Raw genomic sequence first — 15711 nt, forward strand, 5'->3', positions numbered from 1 at the left:
CGATGCACCACCTGCGAGGAGAGACAGTGCGGATTGGGCAACAGCCGGGTGGGCGTACCTCCGCATTCGCTCCGGCCGTGCGCAGGATGAGGACGGCTACGCCGGGCGCGGCGCATGGCTCCTCCGCGACGGCGCTGGCCGACCGTGTGACCGGCACCGGTCCGCTGTCGGCGCTGACTCGCCGCGTGCTGGCCTACATCGCGCTGACCAAGCCGCGGGTCATCGAACTGCTGCTGGTCGCCACGATCCCCACCATGCTGCTGGCCGACCGCGGGCATATCGACATCCGGCTTATCCTCGCCACGCTGTTCGGCGGCTGGATGGGCGCCGCCAGCGCGAACACGCTGAACTGCGTCGCCGACGCCGATATCGACAAGGTGATGAAGCGGACGTCGAAGCGGCCGCTGGCGCGCGATGCCGTGCCCACGCGCAACGCGTTCGTGTTCGGGGTGGTGCTCGGCGCCGGATCCTTCGCGTGGCTGTGGTGGCAGGCGAACCTGCTCTCCGGGCTGCTGGTGGTCGCGACGATCCTGTTCTACGTCTTCGTCTACACGCTGGGCCTCAAGCGCCGCACCTCGCAGAACGTGGTGTGGGGCGGGGCGGCCGGGTGCATGCCCGCGCTGGTCGGCTGGTCGGCGGCCACCGGGAATATCGGCTGGCCCGCGCTCGTGCTGTTCCTGGTCATCTTCTTCTGGACGCCCCCGCACACCTGGGCGCTGGCCATGCGCTACAAGGAGGACTACCGCGCGGCGGGCGTGCCGATGCTGCCGGTGGTCGCCACCGAGCAGGCGGTGACGAAGCAGATCGTCATCTACACCTGGCTCACCGTCGCCGCGACGCTGGCCCTGATCCCCGCCACCGGCGTCGTGTACGCGGCGGTGGCGATCGCCGCGGGCGCGTGGTTCCTGCTGATGGCCCATCAGCTGTACTCCGGTGTGCGCCGGGGCGAATCGGTGAAGCCGCTGCGGTTGTTCCTGCAGTCGAACAACTATCTCGCCGTGGTCTTCTGCGGCTTGGCCGTCGACTCGGTCCTCGGCTGGCACACCCTCGGCAGCACCCTCTTCGGCTGAACCGACCTACTCCGCCGGGCAGTCGGGCTGCAGCGGGAAGCAGGCCGGGCCGGGGGTTTCCGGGGGAACGGTCGGGTCCGGCGTCGTGGTGCGCGGGACGGTGGTCGCGGTCGTGACCGGGGCGGGCGCCGGTGTGCTGGGCTCGTCGTCGGATCCGACGGTGCACAGGGCGGCGACCGCGAGGATCAGGACCAGCAGGGCCAGGAGGACGAGTGGAACATATCCGCGGCCGCGCGGGCGCACCGGTTTGGGCGGGCGCGGCTCGAAGGGGACCGAATACGGCTGGGCGGGGGAGGAATAGGACTGCTGCGGTGACCCGTAACTCGGTGCGGCGGACGCGTAGGGACGCTGCTGACCGCCGTAACCCGGTGAGGGGGCGAATTCTCGCGGCGACGACCCGTAACCCGGTGCGGGAGAGCGGGACTCGCGCTGCGGCGAGCCGTAACCCCGTGCGGTGGCGGTGGACTCGCCCTGCGACGGGCCGTAGCCTCCTGCTGCGCCGGGCTCGCGCTGCGGATCGCGATAGCCCGCCGCGGCGGGCTGGGAATATCCGTAACCCGCTGGTGGGGATGTGGATTCGCGCGGTCCGGACCGGGTGCCCGGCGCGGCGGAAGCCCCGCCCGGGACCGGAATCGGGGCGGCCCCGCCGGGCGGGGGCGGGATCGGAGCGCCGGAGCCCGGCGGTGTGGGCGGTGGTGCTCCCGGCGGGGCCGGGACCGGCGTTTCCGGGGCCGGGTGGGACCTGGTGCGATCGCCGCGTGGCGGCGGAAAGCCCTCGGCGGTCAGATCGGAATAGGTCGCGGCGGCGGCGAAGCCGAGGGCACCGAGCGCCTGGCTCACCTGGGCGGCATCCCAGGCCGCGTGATCGCCCGGCGCGGGTCCGGCGGGCGAGCCCGCCGCACCGGTCGCGCCCGAGTCGCCACCGCCCGAGATGCGAGTGAAGTAGGCGCGCAGCGAGGACGGGCCGTCGCCGACCACCACGTCCAGCCCCTCCGGCAGATGCCCCTTCTCCAGGCTGACCCGGGTGCCGAGCTGCGGGATCACCAGCACGATGCCCATGACCGCGACGTGCTCGCGACCCGGCGCACCGCGCAGCAGCTGCTCGATCTCGGCGGTGCGGGCCCGGACCTCGGCCATCGGCTCGGTGCCGTCCCGCACGCCCTCGAGTGGGGCGATGTGGCCGTCGACCGTCCACGGCGCGGTATCGGCGGCGTTGAGCGCGCCGTTCATCCGCTCGGTGAAACCCTTCACCACGACCACGACACAGGTGGTGGGGGTCCATACGATCAGGTCGGCGCCGTGCGCCGGCACCACCGCGATACCGGACAGCGCGTGCGTGCCGGTCCACGACTTCAACCAGTTCACCACCGTCCGTTCGGTACTGGACAGCCGCGACGGGTCGTCGTTGCGGACCTTCACCAACATCCTGATCAACCCCTGATCGGTGCGTAGTCGTTCGGCCGCGCTGGGCGCCCGATCACCGTACGAGGGTACGGCGAAAGGGACGAATCGGCTTGCGCAGCAGCACAGATCATCCAGCATCGACACAGCGACCGTGCGAGCGGGTGCCGGATTTTTACGGGTGGCCCGGCGTGACGCACACCCTCCTGCCCCGCGCCCGCCCAGGAGTCCACGCGCCAGGCCAGATAGCCGTCCGGGCGGCGGCGTCTCCGGCCAGGAACACCCGTTCCTCCCGGAAACGCTGCGCCAGGCGGATATTCGGCCGCCACACGGTGGATCACACGGGCTCTCCGAGCACGAGGTCGGTGCGCCGGGAGAGCCGGTCGACATAGCCCTGCAACACCGCGCGCGTCGGCTCGGGGTCGTCGACCCGGACCCCGAACTCGGCGAGCCCGCTGACGCGTTCCGTCTGCCGCGGCCTCACCGGCCTGGATTACCGACGGCTCAGGGGAGCAGCACGATCGAGCCGGTTGTCTTGCGGCCCTCCAGATCCCGGTGCGCCTGCCCGGCCTGCGTCAGGGGGTAGGTCGCGCCGACGCGGACCCGCAGCGTCCCGGCGGCGATCGAGTCGAAGACTTCCCCTGCGCGCCACAGCAATTCGGCGCGGTCGCGGGTGTAGTGGGCGAGCGTCGGACGGGTCAGGAACAGCGAACCGGCGCGGTTGAGGCGCTGCGGGTCCACCGGCGGCACCGGCCCGCTGGCCGCCCCGAACAGCGCGAGCATGCCGCGTACGCGCAGGGAGTCGACGCTGGCGTCGAAGGTGGCCCGGCCGACGCCGTCGTAGACCGCCGCGACGCCGACCCCGTCGGTCAGCTGGCGCACCTGCTGCGCCAGGTCATCGCCGTAGCGGAGCACCTCGGTCGCACCCGCCTCGCGCGACAGCGCCTCCTTCTCGTCCGTGGACACGGTCGTGATCACCCGCACGCCGCGGGCGGCGCCCATCTGGGTGAGCAGCAGCCCCACGCCTCCGGCGCCGGCATGCACCAGCACCGTCTCGCCCGGTTCCGGCTTGTAGATCGTTTCGATCAGGTAGTGCGCCGTCATGCCCTGCAGCAGCGCCGACGCCGCGACCGGCGCCTCGACACCGGCCGGAACCGGCACCGCCACCGCGGCAGGTACCAGGACCTGCTCGGCGTAGCTGCCCGGCGCGGCGGCCCACGCCACTCGATCGCCGACGGCGAACTCGGTCACGTCCGGACCGACCGCCGCGACCACGCCCGTGCCCTCGGAACCCGGCACATAAGGCACATCGTGCGGATAGACCCCGGTCCGGATATAGGTGTCGATGAAGTTGACGCCGATCGCCTCGGCGTCCACCAGCAACTGCCCGGGCCCGGCGTGCGGCTCCGGTACGTCGGCCGACCGCAGGACCTCGGGTCCACCGTGCTCGGAAACCTGAATGGCGCGCATGACAACGTTCTACACCCGCCGCGGTGTGATCATTCCCGCCGGGCGGTGGACCGGAACCTACTGGACGGTAAACTCACGATCATGAGCGAAACCGCCACAGCCGCCCCGACGAAGCTGTCGCCCTCCATCATCGACTCGGCGAAGGAGTTCGTCGCCGAGCACGGCGGTTCCGCCACCGCCGTGCTGCAGCCCGTCGGCCGCGCGGGCGTCCGGGTGACCCTCGTCGGCTCCGACGGGGTGCTCGGCGACCGCGTCGTCGACGATCTGGCCGCCGCGAAGGCCTTGGTGGAGACCGTGGACGGGCTGTCGGAGACCGAGCACTGGGACCGTGAGCTGACCTCGATCGTCACCCCGGCCAAGGGGCACTGGGCGAAGATGGCCGGTTGGGTCGCCCACCAGACCCGCTTCCCGAAGGCGCGCAACGAGCGCTGAGCAGTAGGAGACATGCGAGTTGGACATATCGCGGCGGCGCTGGCCGCCGGTGTGATTTCCCTTGTGGCCGTGGCCGTTCCGGCGAGCGCCCAGGATTCACCCGCCCTGCGGGTGTGTACGACCGGCGACTACCCGCCGTATTCGGTGCACGACGGCAACGGCGGATTCCGGGGCGTGGACATCGATCTGGCGCGCGGACTGGCCGATCTGCTGCGCCGCCCGATCCAGTTCGTGCCGACCACCTGGACGGGTCTGAAGACCGATTTCGGCGCCCTGAACTGTGACGTCGCCGTCGGCGGCATCTCGGATTCGCCCGCGCGGCGGGCCTTCTCGGACTTCTCGGTCACCTACGGCACCGACGGCAAGGCCCCGATCACCCGGACCGCCGACGCGGACAGGTTCGCCACCGTCGAGCAGATCAATCGGCCCCAGGTCCGGGTGATCGTCAACCGCGGCGGCACCAACGAGGAGTTCGCGCGCAAGAACTTCCCGGACGCGCAGCTCACACTGTGGCCGGACAACGTCACGATCTTCGATGAGATCGCCGCCGGTCGCGCCGATGTCTTCGCCACCGATTCGGTCGAGGGCCGCTATCGCGTGCGCACGCATCCGGAGCTGACGGTGCTGCATCCGGAGCGGCCGTTCGACTCCTTCGGCAAGGTGTTCCTGCTGCGCAAGCACGATCCGCTGCTGGCCGCCGAGGTCAACGGCTGGCTGGCCGCCCAGCTGGCCACCGGCGCCGTCGACCGCCTGTTCGACGCCTGGATCGGGCCGAACGCCACGGCCTGACCCGGGCCCGAAGGGCGGAGTGCGGGAAAGCGGGTCAGCCGCAGCAGCCGCCGCCGCAGCAGCCGCCTCCGGTGGGTGGGGCCGCGGACGTCGGTGTGCCGCTGGCCGAGCCGGTCAGCGAGATCGCATTGAGCAGCTTGACGGTGTCGGCGTGGCCGCCCGGGCACGGCGCGGGTTCGGCGGACCGGTTCATCGGGCGCACGAGTTCGAATGTCTCGGTGCATTCTCGGCAGCGGTACGCGTAGGTCGGCATGAATGGATTATCGCCGGATGCCGTGTGCGGGCAAAGTCTTGGCCGCGCTGCGACGCACGTATCGCGGGGCTCGACCGGAGGACACCGAAGGCACAGGTTCGCTTCCGGCGGACGTGCGGGGTGCCGTATCAGGCCGGAAGACGTTGTGGCACTGCCGCATCGGCAAGAGTAGAGCAGGGGTGGGCGCGGCAAACACACACCTACCGCGCACCAACCCACGTCTCACAGCCGCTCCGCAGGGATGGCGAGCTGGGGGGCGGCGTGCGAGACAACCCTGGCTGGGCGACCACACCCCGGTCGCGGCAGCCGTGTTCAGTGTGGGGGCCGGTATGCCGGTGGGGGAGAGCGGAATACGCCAACCTCGGTCCGAACGCGCCAAACTCGGCGACGCCGCTCCGCGCTCAGGAGGCGGCGTGTGCGACGCTCGACCTGGCCGCCGCGCCGACCTGTTCGCGGCTGCGCATGGACGCCCACAGCGCGGCCGTCGCCGCGGTGCAGGCCGCGGCGCCCCCGACGTGAATCGCCACCAGTGCGGCGGGCACGTCGGTGAGGTACTGGACCACGCCGACGGTGCCCTGCGCGCACACCAGCGCGATGAGCACCACGAGCCGGGTGCGGATCGCGCGCGTCATGCCGACGGCGGCCAGGCCGAACGCCAGGCCGACCAGCAGCGCCAGGTAGGCGATCAGCATGTCGGTATGCAGGTGGACCAGCGGCACGATCTCCGCCTCGAGCCGGGTGACCTGCCGCTCGATGCTCTTGTCGCCCGCGTGCGGACCGGCCCCGGTGACGAGGGTTCCGGCGATCAGCGTGCCGGACAACGCGATCGCGCTCAGTACGGTCAGCCAGCGCAGCGGCGCGGGCACCTGCGTCACCTCGACGCCCGCGTCGGGTTCGCCGATCTTGGCGAACAGCTGCACCGCCAGCCACACCATCACCATCGAGGCCAGCAGATGCACCGCCACCGTCCACCAGAGCAGGCCGGTGCGCACGGTGACACCCCCGATCACGGCCTGCACCACGGTGCCGCCGGGCATCAGCCACGCGTAGATCACCACCTCGCGCCGCCGTCGGGCGCGCAGCACGGCCAGCACGATCAGCGCCGCGCACAGCGTCACCGCGAAGGTCAGCAGGCGGTTGGAGAACTCGACGACCTGGTGCAACACCGGCACCTCGGCGTGCGCCACGGGCGTGAAGCTCCCCGGGAAACACTGCGGCCAGGTCGGGCAGCCCAGCCCGGAGGCGGTGACGCGGACGACCGCGCCGGTGACCGAGATGCCCGCCTGCGACAGGATCACCGCCACCGCGATGAGCCGCTGCACTCGCAACGAGGGCAGCGGCAGCAGGTCGACCAATCGCATGAAGGCGCGAGACAGCACGCACCGATGGTAGTCGACGGTCAACTACAGCCTGTAGTGGGTGCGCGCTGTCGGATGTGGTGGAACAGCGGGTGTGCCGGGACGTCGGGCACACTGAGCGGATGCCGAAGCCCCCTCGTCCCACGCCCGCCGATCTGGATGCCGCGCAAGGGAAGGCGATCGCCGATGTGGTGGCGCCCGGGCTGCGGGTGCTGTTCTGCGGGATCAATCCGGGGTTGTGGTCGGGCGCGACCGGGCACCATTTCGCCCGGCCGGGAAATCGGTTCTGGCCCGCGCTGTTCCGGTCCGGGTTCACCCCGCGCCTGCTGCGGCCGGACGAGCAGGGCGAGCTGCTGGAGTTCGGGCTGGGCATCACCAATGTCGCGGCGCGGACCACGGCGAAGGCCGACGAGCTGACGGCCGACGAACTGCGCGAGGGCGGTCGCGCGCTCGTCGAGCGGGTGGCGCGCTATCGCCCCCGGGCGCTCGCCGTACTCGGTATCGGCGCGTACCGCACGGCCTTCGGACGCCCCCGCGTAACCGTTGGGCGCCAACCGGATTCGCTCGGCGATACCGAGGTGTGGGTGCTGCCGAACCCGAGCGGGCTCAATGCGCATTACACCCTCGACGCCCTCGCCGCGGAGTTCCGGACGCTACGCGAGGCCGTCAAGTGAAGATGCAGGTAAACACCGAACTTGAACGGTGTTAAAGTTAGCCCCGCTCATGAATACATCGATAGCCACGCGAGCCCGTTCGGCCCACCGCATCACCGCCTCCGCCGCGGGCGCCGCCCTGGAAGCCTACGAATGGTCTCTGTACGCGCTTCTGGTGACCTATTTCGCGCCGCAGTTCTTCGGCGGCGACCTGCAGCGGTCCGTGCTCTACGGATTCGGCCTGTTCGCCGTCGGATTCCTGATCCGACCGATCGGGGCGCTGGTGCTGGGACAGCTCGCCGACCGGCGGGGTCGCAAGCCCGCGCTGGTGCTGTCCATCGGACTGGCCGGGGTGGCGACGCTGGGCATGGCCCTGACGCCCGGGCGGGAGGCCATCGGCGCGGCGGCGCCGATCCTGCTGCTGGTGTGGCGGCTGGTGCTCGGGTTCTCCTTCGGCGGTGAGCAGGCGGTCGCGCAGGCGTATATGTACGAATCCGCACCGCCGCGGCGGCGGATGCTCGGCACCAGCGTGTACTCGATCTTCTACGGCCTCGGCACGATCTCGGCGAACCTGTTCGTGGCCGGGCTGGTGACCGGCATGGGTGCGGAAGCGCTGCGCGACGGTTACTGGCGCATACCGTTCCTCGCCGCCGCCGTGCTGTCGCTGGTGTTTCTGTTCGCCCGCCGCACCATTCCGGAGACGCTCGACCGCGAGCAGTCCGACCGGCCGGTCCGGTGGCGCCACGACTGGCGCGCGCTGCTCGGCCCGTCGTTGGCCGTCGCGGGCATCACGGCGGGCACGCTGTCGTCGTACTACCTGTGGGTCAGCGCGCCGACGAGTTACGCGATCACGGTCCTGAAACTGCCTGACAGCCAGGTGCTCTGGGCGGGCGTGGTGGCTCAACTGGCGTATATGGCGGCGGCGCCGGTGTTCGGCGCCCTCGCCGACCGGGTCGGCCCGATGCGCTGGATCGCCGGTGCGGCAATCGCTTCGGCGCTGGCGACGCTGCCCATGCAGGTGCTGCTGAACTCGGCCACGCCGATGGCGTACTGGGTACTGGTGATCGTGGGATCGGTCTGTGTGGTGACCCTGGCCGCGACCCTGCCCGGCGCTACGGCGATGGTGGCTCCGGCCCGCTACCGGGTGACGGTGATGGCAGTGCCGTACACCGTCACCGCCGCGATCTTCGGCGGTACGACGCCCGCCCTGAAGCAGCAGTTCGCCGGGCATCCGGCGCTGTTCTCCGGCTACATCATCGTGCTGTTGCTCGTCACCGCGGCCACGGCGCTGCTGTCGCGGCCGCTGCTCGGCCGGGCCGCGGCGGCGAAGGAGATCGGGTGTGCGGCCGGTCGATGAGACCGGATCCGATCGGGCGGCATCCGCCGCGACGACTGCTCCGAATACCTGGATGGTGCTCGGTGGTCGCCGCATGGCCCGCCGGGCACTGTCTCGGATACAACCGGCGCCGGTGGGCGGATGCACATGAGCCGCTTCGCCCATCGGTGTCGGCGGGCGTCAGAGACGGTCGAGCCGGAAGCCGGGATGCTCGAGGCCACGGGTCATCCCGGCGAGCACGTCAGGCGGCTACCGGCCGGGTGCCGACGACCACCGTGGCGTCGAGTTCCTCGGAGTGCGCGATCGCGGGGGTGAGACCTTGCCGGGCAAAGATTTCCGCGGCGACGGGCGCCTGCTTCCCGCTCGCCTCGACCAGGACGTGGCCGCCGGGCCCCAGCCAGGACGGGGCCGCGGCCGCGACGCGGCGGACGATGTCCAGACCGTCGGAGCCGCCGTTCAGGGCCGAGCGGGGTTCGTGATCGCGCGCCTCCGGCGGCATCCGGGCAATCATGGCCGTGGGCACGTAGGGGGTGTTGGCGAGCAGGATGTCGATGCGGCCGGTCAGGTCCGCGGGCAGCGGCGCGAACAGATCGCCGCGAGAGATCCGGGCGCCGAGCGGTTCGAGGTTGCGCCGGGCGCACGCCACCGCCGCGGGGTCGATATCGCTCGCGGCCAGTTCGACGGCCACTCCGAACGCGGCCAACTCGGTGGCGACCGCGAGGCCGAGCGCCCCGCAGCCGCAGCACATATCGACCACGACCCGGCCGCTCCCGGTGCGCCCTCGCGCGACCGCCTGCTCGACGAGGAATCCGGTGCGCTGGCGGGGCACGAAAACGCCGGGCGCCACCGCCACCCGCAGACCGCGAAAGTCGGTCCAGCCCAGCAGATGTTCCAGCGGTATGCCGGAGATCCGCCGCGCCACCAGGGCATCCAACTCGTCGGGGGACGAGGCCGCGGCGGTGAGCAGGGCGGCCTCGTCCTCGGCGAATACGCAGCCCGCGGCGCGCAGTTCGGCGACAACGGACTCCGGGTGGGGTGCGGTCACCGGATCATTGTCCACCGGCCGACAAGCGGTTCACCGTGTGGACGGCAGCAGGAAGGTCCGGGTGGCGTCGAGGTAGATGCCGCGCTGCGCGGCCTTGTTCGGCGGCGGCAGCTGTGACACCAGCTGATCGGTCGAGGTCATCGCGCCCACCACCGGGATTCCGGCGACGATGAAATCCGCGACCGCGCGGCGGATGTGGTTCGGGGAGGTCACCACCACCGCGCTCGTCAGGCCGTTGTCCCGCAGCATCCGGGTGCTGAACAGCGCGTTCTGCACCGTCGATCCGGCGCGGTCCTCCACCAGCACCCGGTCGGCCGGTATGCCGTGCCCGATCAGCCATCCCGCCATCGCCACCGACTCCGGGACGCCGTTCTGCGGGTTGCCGCCGGTGACCACGATGCGGGACCCCGGCGCGGCGATCGCCTGCAGCCATGCCGCCTGCAACCGGTTCACCAGTTCGGGGCGGAGCGAGCCGTCGGGCAGCAGGCCGTAGCCGAGCACCACGATGCCGGTCTGCGGGCCGATCAGCGCCGGGAGCGGATTGGGCAGGGTTCCGACGGCGGCGCCGATGGCGCCCAGCAGGTTCCGCGTCCCGTTGGCCATGGCGCCGTCGATGCCGCCGAGGCGGTTCAGCGCGGCCTCGCGGCCCACGAGGTCGCCGACGTAGTCCGACCAGACGGCCTGCAGCGCGAGGGCCTGCGCGTCGTCCGGGGTATCGTCCAGCAGCTGCCGCAGATCGGCCAGCCCCGCGGGATCGTTGCCGTTGAGGAAGTTGGATTGGGCGGAATTGTAGAGGGGGGCCGGGCCTTCGGCGGCGGTGGCCGTGACGGCGGCGGGCCCGGCGAGCATGAGGGCCACCGCCGAGGAAGCGGCGAGATATCCGAAACGCCTTGCGATTTTCACTGCAGTCGACACCTTTCCGAGCGAACGGGGTCATGCGCGTGTTGCTGGCAATTGGCTCGAGAACAATCGAGCCAACGATACGGTGGCCCGGCGGGCCGGCGAGGATTTGGAGGTGTGAGATATCCAGTTGTAACGCGGTAGCGGGGCGGTAGCGATAGCGGCCACGCCAGCCGTCGTGACCTGCGCGGCGCCCGATAGGGTGGGTGCCCGTGGACACGACTTCGCTGACCGGCAAGGAACTTGCCGCCGCACTCAGGGCCGATACCGAGCAGCGCGCCGCCGCGCTCACCGCGCAGGGGGCCGCGCCGCGGCTGGTCCTGGTGGTAGCCAACGATGATCCGGCCAGCGGCTGGTATGTGAAGTCGCTGCAGCGCGCCGCCGGAAAGCTCGGAATCGCCTGTGACACCACCGATCTCGGCGCCGCTGCGACCGCGGACGCGATCCGCGCGGAGCTGGAGAAGCTGAGCGCGGATCCGGCCGTGGACGCCGTCATGCTGCAGACCCCGCTGCCGCCGGGGGTGGGGCTCCACGACGTCAGCTCCGCCATCGCCGCGGGCAAGGACGTGGACGGCGTGAGCCCGCTGTCGCTGGGCCTGCTCGCCAGCGGGCTGCCCAGCTTCCCGCCCGCCACGGCCGAGGCGGTCGTCGAGCTGGCGAAGCACCACGGCGTTCCGCTGGCCGGGCGGCACGTGGCGGTCGTGGGCCGGTCGAACGTCGTCGGCAAGCCGCTGGCCCAGCTGTTGCTGGCGGAGAACGCGACGGTCACCGTATGCCATTCCCGCACCGCGGACCTGCCCGCGGTCACCGCGGCCGCCGATATCGTGGTCGCCGCCGCCGGGCGCGCGGGCCTGATCTCCGCCGAGCACGTCCGCGAGGGCGCGGTGGTCATCGACGTCGGCACCAACGAGGGCCCGGACGGCGGCATCGTCGGCGACGTGGACGCGGCCTCGGTGGACGGCAAGGCCGGTGCCCTGAGCCCGGTCCCCGGCGGCGTCGGCCCCGTGACCACGGCCCTGCTGATGCGGCACGTGGTGCGGGCGGCGGAGACCGGCCGCACGGCCTAGACGAGTAGTTCCGATGTCGTCAGTGGTCGAAGGCGATCAGTGACCTGGTGATGGGCGCGCCGGTGGTGTAGTTGTGCCATATGGCTGCTGCCATCGCCAGGATCCGCTGGGCAACGCGAACGGCGACGCCCTCGAGTCCGTCCGTCGTGTTGCTCGAGGTCGAGCTGGCCTCTGAGGGTGTCGTTGACCGACTCGATCAGCTGACGCACCGACTTCAGCAGCGCCTCGCCCGGGCGGGACTTCTCCCACTTGAAGCTGGGTCGCAGCAGTTGGACTCCCCGTGCGGTCAGGCCGGCCTCGAACTCACGGGAGGCGAAACCCTTGTCGGCGATCAGCAGTAGACCGGCCGGTCGGCCGTCAGCTGAGGTTCCCGGTCCAGCATCGCGGCCAGTACCTCGCGCTCGTCTACCTTCGGGCTGGCCAGGGCCCAGGTGATCGGCATCCCCGCCGGGTGCACACCAAAAACAGCCGCAGTCCCCAATAGTAGCGGCTGTGCGATCGGCAGTAGCCGTAGGCGGCCCATCCCGCCAGGTTGGAGCGCTTGACGGTGGGCCGTGAGCGGCCGCACTCCACGGGGGCGGAGTCGGTGATCCATACGTTGTCGAACCAGAAGGCGGTGTCCGCGGCGAGGAGCCGGATGGCCCGTTCGACCAGTGGGAGCGCTGCACGCAGCCGCTTGTTGTAGCTCGGTGGCTGCGGTAGGTGGGGGAACATGCCGCGCAGGTGGACGTGGGCGAAACGCAGCCCTCGGGCCTCGGAGTGAAAGCCGAGCACGGCCTGGGCCACTGCCGGACAGGCGAGTTCGGAGTCGCTGAGTAAGGCGGTCTGCCGGTACGCCGGATACCGCCGATCTCGTCGTCGGTCTTCACGTAGAGTGCGGTCAAGAGGGTGTTCAGGTCGGATCGTCACAACCGGATCTTGGACACCCTCTGCCTTTGCGCACAGCCAGGTTTCGGCACTAACGCGTCTACACGGTGGGATCGGCGATGGGAATGGTCGAGGGCCTCTGGGAGGCCAGGCAGATGCCGCTCCGTGACGGGCTGTACCGGCCCGACGACACCGGCTTGGAGTTGCATGTTGACGGTCCGGGGGCATACCACCCGGATGCCGGGCAGCCGATTCCTTTCCGTATCGGAGGACCGTTCGACGTGGCACAGGCCATTGAGGAGCACGGTATCGACGGGGTGGACACCTACTTCGAGAGCCCGCTACCGAACGGCTCAGGGCGGATGTCTGGCGGGGGCGGCGGAATGGGCAACATCGGCTACCTCGCACGTCTCAACACCGACGACTCGTTGCAGTGGGTCGCCGTGATGTTCCACTCCAACCCGTTCATCAGAGTGCACTACGAGGGCATGAGCGCCGTTTTCACCAACGACTGGGGGAACCGGCTGATGCTTGACCTTATGAGCCCTATTCTTCGCTGACCCGCCCGTACCCACGATGGCAGGTCTTCCCTCCATGGCGATTGGCCGGACCGACCAGGACAACCTCGCAGCCGTCCGGGCCAGGACCAACAACCCGACCGGACTTCGGAACTACTCGCCTGGCCAGCCCGGCCTCGATATCGTCCTCGGCGCGCCGGTTCGGACCGGATGGCGGTATCGTCCGGGGCCCAGGGCGTGGAGGGGAGTTCATGACGCAGCCGCACGGCGATCGGTCCGTATCCCCGCGGCGCGAGATGATCCTGCCGCTGTCGATCGTGGTCGTCGTGCTGCTGGCCGCGTGTGGTGTGACGACAACGCTGGTGGAGAACGCGTCGTTGTTGGTCGAGACCGCGAACGGGAACCAGGACGACGCCTGCCGCGCCGCGGAGGCGCTCGCGGCGAAGGCGTGGCCGCGGCTGCCCTGACCCGCGGCCACGGGATTCACCAGTGGATGGTCACCGGATCGCCGACGTTGACGTTGGCGAAGTACCACGCGGCATCGTCGGGGGACAGGTTGATGCAGCCGTGGCTGACGTTGGCGTAGCCCTGCGAGTCCACCGACCACGGTGCCGAGTGGACGAAGACGCCGCCCCACGTCAGGCGCACCGCGTATTCGCCGGTCAGCAGGTAGCCCTCCGGGCTGCTGAGCGGTATCCCGACCGTGCGCGAATCGAAGGTGGTGCTCCGGGCCTTCTCGATCACGGTGAAGGTGCCGGTCGGCGTCTCGTAGCCGGATTTGCCCATCGAGGCGGGCATGGTCCGCGACTCACCGCTGGGCAGGGTCACGGTGAACGAGAAATTGGACATATCGGCGTCCGCGTTGGTGCCGCCGACGGCGGTGCGGAATTCGGAGTGGGCATCACCGGCGGGGATCGCCGCCGCCGTGCCGGAGGTGACCGCGGCGAGCGTCGCGATCACGATAGCCAGGAACAGATGTCGAATCACGTTCCACATGGATCCACCCCCTCAGGTGGTGTGGTTTCGAGATGTTCATTTTAGTACTTCATGATCATGTAGCGAGCCGGAACGTATCCGGTTCGTGATCAAAACGCGGCCTGTCGCAACATCTCTCGCGGCGTGCCGTCTGTTAAGGGCGTACCCGTTGTATTGCGTCGTAACCGGACATAAGGGACCGTCGGTGCGCGCGCGGCGGGACGCCTCCGTAGCATCGGTGATCGTGTTGCCGGGCCAGCAGGAGACGAATGCCGTGACCGAGCGCGCCGAGTCCGGAACGCGGCCGAAACGGCGATGGTGGTCGCCGGTCCGGATGCTGCTGCTGGCGGTGGCGGTGCTGCTGGGCCTGTACACGGTCCTGGCCCAACTGCTCGCCCTGGTGCCGGTCTCGTGGACGGGGCCGCTGCTGCAGGTGCGCCCGCTGCAGGCCACGGTGCTCTCGATCGGCTGGTTCCGCGACTACTTCGGCTCGTGGAACATCGTGGTGGCGGCGGTCGCGGTCTGCGCGGCGCTGTCGGCGATCCGCCTGCGGCGCACGTGGCCGTCCGGGTCGGTGGCCGCGGCGACGGCGGTGGGGCTGGTGCTGTGCCTGGTGACCAGCGTCGGGCTGGCGCTGTCGGCGCACGCGGCCACCGGCGAGTGGACGCTGTTCGCGCCGCTGCCCCTGGTGTCCGCCGGGAAGGTGCCGAACGAGACAGTCACCTACGCGACCCTCGACGGCGAGCGCATGCGGGCCGATCTGTACCTGCCGCCGCGGGGTGCCGCGCCGGTCCCGCTGGTGGTGAACATCCACGGCGGCGGATTCATCGCGGGCAGCAAGGGACCCTCGCCGTACAACCACTGGCTCGCCGGTCGCGGCTATGCCGTGCTCGATGTCGACTACCGGCTGTCCGAGACCGGCAACCTGCGCTGGAACACCGAGGACGCGGACGTCGGCTGCGCGATGACGTGGGCCGCCGCCAACGCGGGTAGGTACGGGTGGGATATGCACCGCGTGGCCACCTTCGGCGGATCGGCGGGAGGCAACCTCGCGATCAATGTCGCGTACAAGGCGAATGCCGGGCGCCTGCGGCCGAGTTGCGGCAGCGCGGCGGAGATACCGAAGGTGCGCGCGGTCGTGGCCGTGTACCCCGCGGTGGATCTGGCGGCGTCGGAGCGCGATAGCGCGGAGGGAAAACACGTCGCCCGCGAATACGTCGGCGGCCCCGCCTCGGAGTATCCGGACCGCTACGCCGCGACCGACTCCGCGCCCCAGATCACCCCGGCCGCCCCGCCGACGCTGCTGTTCCAGGGGCGCGGGGATCACCTCGTCTTCGCCTCGCACACAGCCGAATTCGCGGACCGCCTGACCGCAGCGGGTATTGCGAACCGCTACGTCGAACTGCCGTACCTGGACCACGGATTCGATGCCGAGGTCCTCAACACGGGCGCCGAGGTGGGCCGGGAGGTCACCCTCGACTGGCTCGAGCGGCACGCCAGGCCCTGACGGCCTGCGAGAGCCACCTTCTTCCGCCCGGCGCTCCCTGTCATTCCGACCCGGCGCTCCCTGTCATCCC

The 15711-nt window shown here is 70.6% G+C and carries 17 protein-coding genes and 2 pseudogenes; 9 read left to right on the forward strand and 10 right to left on the reverse strand.

From position 1 onward, the window contains the following. Positions 1-86 precede the first annotated feature (86 nt). Positions 87-1070 (forward strand): heme o synthase, encoded by a 984-nt coding sequence (locus tag ACYVLQ_RS08460; protein ID WP_460697010.1) that lies wholly within the window; start codon positions 87-89, stop codon positions 1068-1070. Between the two features lie 6 nt (positions 1071-1076). Here ACYVLQ_RS08460 and ACYVLQ_RS08465 read toward each other — a convergent pair whose 3' ends face one another. The 4 genes from ACYVLQ_RS08465 to ACYVLQ_RS08480 all read right to left on the reverse strand — a co-directional run bounded on the left by ACYVLQ_RS08465 (position 1077) and on the right by ACYVLQ_RS08480 (position 3941). Continuing rightward, entirely contained in the window at positions 1077-2495 is a 1419-nt protein-coding gene (locus ACYVLQ_RS08465) for a hypothetical protein (protein ID WP_460696832.1), read from the reverse strand. A gap of 151 nt (positions 2496-2646) precedes the next feature. Then, complete coding sequence (locus tag ACYVLQ_RS08470) at positions 2647-2802, reverse strand: hypothetical protein (protein ID WP_460696833.1); 156 nt, start codon at positions 2800-2802, stop codon at positions 2647-2649. 6 nt (positions 2803-2808) lie between these two features. Next, a complete protein-coding gene (locus ACYVLQ_RS08475) occupies positions 2809-2955 on the reverse strand; it encodes a hypothetical protein (protein WP_460696834.1) in 147 nt (48 codons plus the stop codon). 20 nt (positions 2956-2975) lie between these two features. Next, positions 2976-3941: a quinone oxidoreductase family protein gene (locus ACYVLQ_RS08480; protein ID WP_460696835.1), complete on the reverse strand. Its 966-nt coding sequence runs from the start codon at positions 3939-3941 to the stop codon at positions 2976-2978. Positions 3942-4022: 81 nt separating this feature from the next. On the opposite strand from ACYVLQ_RS08480, the gene ACYVLQ_RS08485 reads away from it, so the two are divergent. Both ACYVLQ_RS08485 and ACYVLQ_RS08490 read left to right on the forward strand, forming a co-directional pair. Beyond that, entirely contained in the window at positions 4023-4373 is a 351-nt protein-coding gene (locus ACYVLQ_RS08485) for a hypothetical protein (protein WP_460696836.1), read from the forward strand. Positions 4374-4385: 12 nt separating this feature from the next. Continuing rightward, positions 4386-5162, forward strand: coding sequence for a transporter substrate-binding domain-containing protein (locus ACYVLQ_RS08490; RefSeq protein ID WP_460696837.1), 777 nt, complete (start codon positions 4386-4388; stop codon positions 5160-5162). Between the two features lie 34 nt (positions 5163-5196). Here the strand turns inward: ACYVLQ_RS08490 and ACYVLQ_RS08495 are convergent, their stop codons facing one another. Both ACYVLQ_RS08495 and ACYVLQ_RS08500 read right to left on the reverse strand, forming a co-directional pair. Further along, on the reverse strand, positions 5197-5415 hold the full coding sequence (locus tag ACYVLQ_RS08495) for an FmdB family zinc ribbon protein (RefSeq protein WP_460696838.1): 219 nt from the start codon (positions 5413-5415) through the stop codon (positions 5197-5199). A 401-nt stretch (positions 5416-5816) separates the two neighbouring features. Then, complete coding sequence (locus ACYVLQ_RS08500) at positions 5817-6794, reverse strand: COX15/CtaA family protein (protein ID WP_460696839.1); 978 nt, start codon at positions 6792-6794, stop codon at positions 5817-5819. A gap of 101 nt (positions 6795-6895) precedes the next feature. Between ACYVLQ_RS08500 and mug the strand changes: the two genes are divergently transcribed. Together mug and ACYVLQ_RS08510 are read left to right on the forward strand one after the other, a co-directional pair. Next, positions 6896-7447 (forward strand): G/U mismatch-specific DNA glycosylase, encoded by a 552-nt coding sequence (mug, locus tag ACYVLQ_RS08505; protein WP_460696840.1) that lies wholly within the window; start codon positions 6896-6898, stop codon positions 7445-7447. Between the two features lie 49 nt (positions 7448-7496). After that, positions 7497-8783: an MFS transporter gene (locus ACYVLQ_RS08510; protein WP_460696841.1), complete on the forward strand. Its 1287-nt coding sequence runs from the start codon at positions 7497-7499 to the stop codon at positions 8781-8783. Between the two features lie 220 nt (positions 8784-9003). Here the strand turns inward: ACYVLQ_RS08510 and ACYVLQ_RS08515 are convergent, their stop codons facing one another. Further along, a complete protein-coding gene (locus tag ACYVLQ_RS08515; protein WP_460696842.1) occupies positions 9004-9807 on the reverse strand; it encodes a putative protein N(5)-glutamine methyltransferase in 804 nt (267 codons plus the stop codon). 30 nt (positions 9808-9837) lie between these two features. Then, on the reverse strand, positions 9838-10710 hold the full coding sequence (locus ACYVLQ_RS08520; protein ID WP_460696843.1) for a YdcF family protein: 873 nt from the start codon (positions 10708-10710) through the stop codon (positions 9838-9840). Positions 10711-10919: 209 nt separating this feature from the next. Here ACYVLQ_RS08520 and ACYVLQ_RS08525 point away from each other — a divergent pair, with 209 nt between their 5' ends. Further along, positions 10920-11774 (forward strand): bifunctional 5,10-methylenetetrahydrofolate dehydrogenase/5,10-methenyltetrahydrofolate cyclohydrolase, encoded by an 855-nt coding sequence (locus tag ACYVLQ_RS08525; protein ID WP_460696844.1) that lies wholly within the window; start codon positions 10920-10922, stop codon positions 11772-11774. 19 nt (positions 11775-11793) lie between these two features. On the opposite strand, the pseudogene ACYVLQ_RS08530 reads toward ACYVLQ_RS08525, so the two are convergent. After that, positions 11794-12670 (reverse strand): annotated as a pseudogene (locus ACYVLQ_RS08530) (IS982 family transposase). Between the two features lie 90 nt (positions 12671-12760). On the opposite strand from ACYVLQ_RS08530, the gene ACYVLQ_RS08535 reads away from it, so the two are divergent. Continuing rightward, the gene (locus ACYVLQ_RS08535) at positions 12761-13201 is read left to right on the forward strand and encodes a hypothetical protein (protein WP_460696845.1); all 441 of its coding nucleotides are present in this window, start codon (positions 12761-12763) and stop codon (positions 13199-13201) included. 209 nt (positions 13202-13410) lie between these two features. After that, positions 13411-13626, forward strand: coding sequence for a hypothetical protein (locus ACYVLQ_RS08540; RefSeq protein WP_460696846.1), 216 nt, complete (start codon positions 13411-13413; stop codon positions 13624-13626). 16 nt (positions 13627-13642) lie between these two features. Here the strand turns inward: ACYVLQ_RS08540 and ACYVLQ_RS08545 are convergent. Beyond that, positions 13643-14059 (reverse strand): annotated as a pseudogene (locus tag ACYVLQ_RS08545) (L,D-transpeptidase); the annotation flags it as partial. A 319-nt stretch (positions 14060-14378) separates the two neighbouring features. Here ACYVLQ_RS08545 and ACYVLQ_RS08550 point away from each other — a divergent pair. Continuing rightward, positions 14379-15641 carry an alpha/beta hydrolase fold domain-containing protein gene (locus ACYVLQ_RS08550; RefSeq protein ID WP_460696847.1) on the forward strand — a complete coding sequence of 421 codons (1263 nt, stop codon included), beginning with the start codon at positions 14379-14381 and terminating at the stop codon, positions 15639-15641. Positions 15642-15711 lie beyond the last annotated feature (70 nt).

This window comes from Nocardia thraciensis (assembly GCF_054782435.1).

Coding starts and splice junctions, on each gene's coding strand:
- ACYVLQ_RS08490 (WP_460696837.1), top strand. CDS start 4,386: ATGCGAGTTGGACATATCGCGGCGGCGCTGGCCGCCGGTGTGATTTCC.
- ACYVLQ_RS08495 (WP_460696838.1), bottom strand. CDS start 5,415: ATGCCGACCTACGCGTACCGCTGCCGAGAATGCACCGAGACATTCGAA.
- mug (WP_460696840.1), top strand. CDS start 6,896: ATGCCGAAGCCCCCTCGTCCCACGCCCGCCGATCTGGATGCCGCGCAA.
- ACYVLQ_RS08480 (WP_460696835.1), bottom strand. CDS start 3,941: ATGCGCGCCATTCAGGTTTCCGAGCACGGTGGACCCGAGGTCCTGCGG.
- ACYVLQ_RS08540 (WP_460696846.1), top strand. CDS start 13,411: ATGACGCAGCCGCACGGCGATCGGTCCGTATCCCCGCGGCGCGAGATG.
- ACYVLQ_RS08465 (WP_460696832.1), bottom strand. CDS start 2,495: ATGTTGGTGAAGGTCCGCAACGACGACCCGTCGCGGCTGTCCAGTACC.
- ACYVLQ_RS08535 (WP_460696845.1), top strand. CDS start 12,761: ATGGGAATGGTCGAGGGCCTCTGGGAGGCCAGGCAGATGCCGCTCCGT.
- ACYVLQ_RS08485 (WP_460696836.1), top strand. CDS start 4,023: ATGAGCGAAACCGCCACAGCCGCCCCGACGAAGCTGTCGCCCTCCATC.
- ACYVLQ_RS08460 (WP_460697010.1), top strand. CDS start 87: ATGAGGACGGCTACGCCGGGCGCGGCGCATGGCTCCTCCGCGACGGCG.
- ACYVLQ_RS08510 (WP_460696841.1), top strand. CDS start 7,497: ATGAATACATCGATAGCCACGCGAGCCCGTTCGGCCCACCGCATCACC.